At 74.9% G+C, this 2,264-nt stretch carries 1 protein-coding gene; it reads right to left on the bottom strand.

Annotated elements, in window-relative coordinates; genetic code table 11:
- The coding region (locus B7767_RS25125) for a SpoIIE family protein phosphatase (RefSeq protein WP_085574190.1) at positions 1-2,154 on the bottom strand (2,154 nt) is incomplete at its 3' end.
- Positions 2,155-2,264: the final 110 nt, after the last annotated feature.

Here is a 2,264-nt window from a genome sequence, read left to right as displayed (position 1 = left end):
GCCCTCCGGCAGCTCCAGCTCGGCCGACTCGAACGGCAGACCGCCCAGCCCCAGCGGGGGACCGGCGGGCACCTCCCAGAACTCCACCCCGCCGTCCGGGCGGACCACGGCCGGCGGCGGATGGCCCGCCCGGGCCACGGTGCAGCGCCGGGAGACCGGGTCGTAGACCGCGTACAGACAGGTCGCCCCCGTCACCGGCGCGCTCTGCTCGTCCTGCGCCTCGTCCTGGTCGATGCGCCCGACCATCTCGTCGAGCAGGGCCAGGAGCTCGTCGGGCGGGAGGTCGAGGGCGGAGAAGTTGTGCACCGCCGTGCGCAGCCGCCCCATCGTGGCCGCCGCGTGCAGGCCGTGGCCGACGACGTCGCCGACCACGAGCGCCACCCGGGCACCGGACAGCGGCAGCACGTCGAACCAGTCCCCGCCCACCCCGGCCTGTGCGGGAAGGTAGCGGTAGGCGATCTCCAGGGCGCTCTGCTCGGGCAGGGTGCGCGGCAGCAGGCTCCGCTGGAGCGTCACCGCCATGCTGTGCTCGCGCGTGTAACGGCGGGCGTTGTCGATGGAGACCGCGGCCCGCGCGACCAGCTCCTCCGCGAGCGCCAGCTCCTCGCTGTCGAACGGCTCCGCCTTCCGCGAACGCCAGAAGCTGACCACCCCGAGCACCAGCGCCCCGGCCCGCAGCGGCACGGTGATCAGCGAATGGATGCCGTACTCCATGACCTGCCCGGAGCGCTCCACGTCCTGCGCGTGCCAGCCGGGCGCCTCGACGAGCCGGGGCTCCAGGAGTGGCCGGCCGGTGGCGAGGCTGACGCCCTGCGGGGACGACGCGACGAAGCGGATCTGCTCGCCCTTGGGGTAGAGCGGGGCGTCCGCGCCGATCCCCGCCGACGCCGCGCGGCGCAGTACGCCGGCCGCGTCGGGGTGGCCGCCGGCCAGCACCGACTCGAACAGGTCCACCGTGACGAAGTCGGCGAACCGCGGCACGGCCAGCTCGGCGAGTTCCTCGGCCGTGCGGGTGACGTCCAGGCTCGTCCCGATGCCCACCCCCGCGTCGTACAGCATGTTGAGTCGCTCGCGTGACTCCTCCGCCCGGCCGGACAGGGCGCGCAGCTCGGTGGAGTCGCGGACCGTGGCCACGCTGCCGGGCGGGCCGCCCGCCCGGTCGGTGGGCCGCTGGTTGACCGCCAGCAGCCGGTCGGCCACCAGGTGCACCTCGTCCGTGACGACGCGGCCCGAGGAGAGCAGTTCGGCGGTGCCGGGGTCCAGACCGATGTCCGGCACGGGCCGGCCCTCGGCGTCCTCGGGCAGGCCGAGCAGCCGGCGCGCCTCGTCGTTGGCGAGCATGAGCGTCCCGTCCCCGTCGACGATGATCACCCCTTCGCGCACCGCGTGCAGCACCGCGTCGTGGTGTTCGTACATCCGGGTCATCTCGCGCGGGCCCAGGCCGTGGGTCTGGCGCAGCAGCCGTCTGCTCACCAGGGCCGCGCCGCCGGTCGCCAGGGCGAGCGCGGCGAACGCCGCGCCCAGGACGAGGGGAAACTGGTCCTCCGCCGCCCCGCCGACGCGCTCGGTCGTGATGCCGGCCGACACCAGGCCCACCACCTCGCCGCCGGCGTCCTCCACCGGCACCACCGCCTGCACGAGCTCTCCGATGGTGCCCTCGATCTCCTCCACCACCGGCTCGCCGGCCAGCGCGGGCCCGATGGTGCCGACGAACTTCTTGCCGATGCGGTCCGCTCTGGGATGCGTGTAGCGGATGCCGTCGGTGTTCATGACGACGATGAAGTCGACGTTCGCCCGTTCGCGGGCCGCCGCGGCACGCGGCTGGAGCACGGCCGTGGGGTCGGGGGAGTCCAGCGCCTCGACCATGCCCGGAGCGTTCGCGAAGGTCTCCGCGACGGCGAGCGAGCGGTTGCGGGCCTCCTGCGTGCTGTCCCGGCGCACCTGGAGCACCAGCGCCACGACGGCGGCCACCACCAGCAGCAGCACGATCACCAGGTGCAGCACGAACACCTGTCCGGCGACGCTGCGCCCGCTCAGCACCGACCGCAGTCCCGCCGCCGGACGCCACCGGGAGCGGCCGTCCGCGCTCCGCCGGCGCCGGACGGACGCCGCGGCACCGAGCCGCAGGGACGACCGGGGCCGGGATCGACCCATGAGTCGGACCATGTGCCATGTCTACACTGCCGCGCCACGCGAGGCGAGGGACGGCACCCGCCCGACCGGCGGGCCGTCACCTTTCCGTCGCAGGTTCCCCGGGTCGCGCG

The organism is Streptomyces sp. 13-12-16 (assembly GCF_002114215.1).
Classification (GTDB): Bacteria; Actinomycetota; Actinomycetes; order Streptomycetales; family Streptomycetaceae; genus Streptomyces.
The sequence above is the reverse complement of the archived record's forward strand: the minus strand, read 5'-3'. Positions and strand labels throughout refer to the sequence as shown.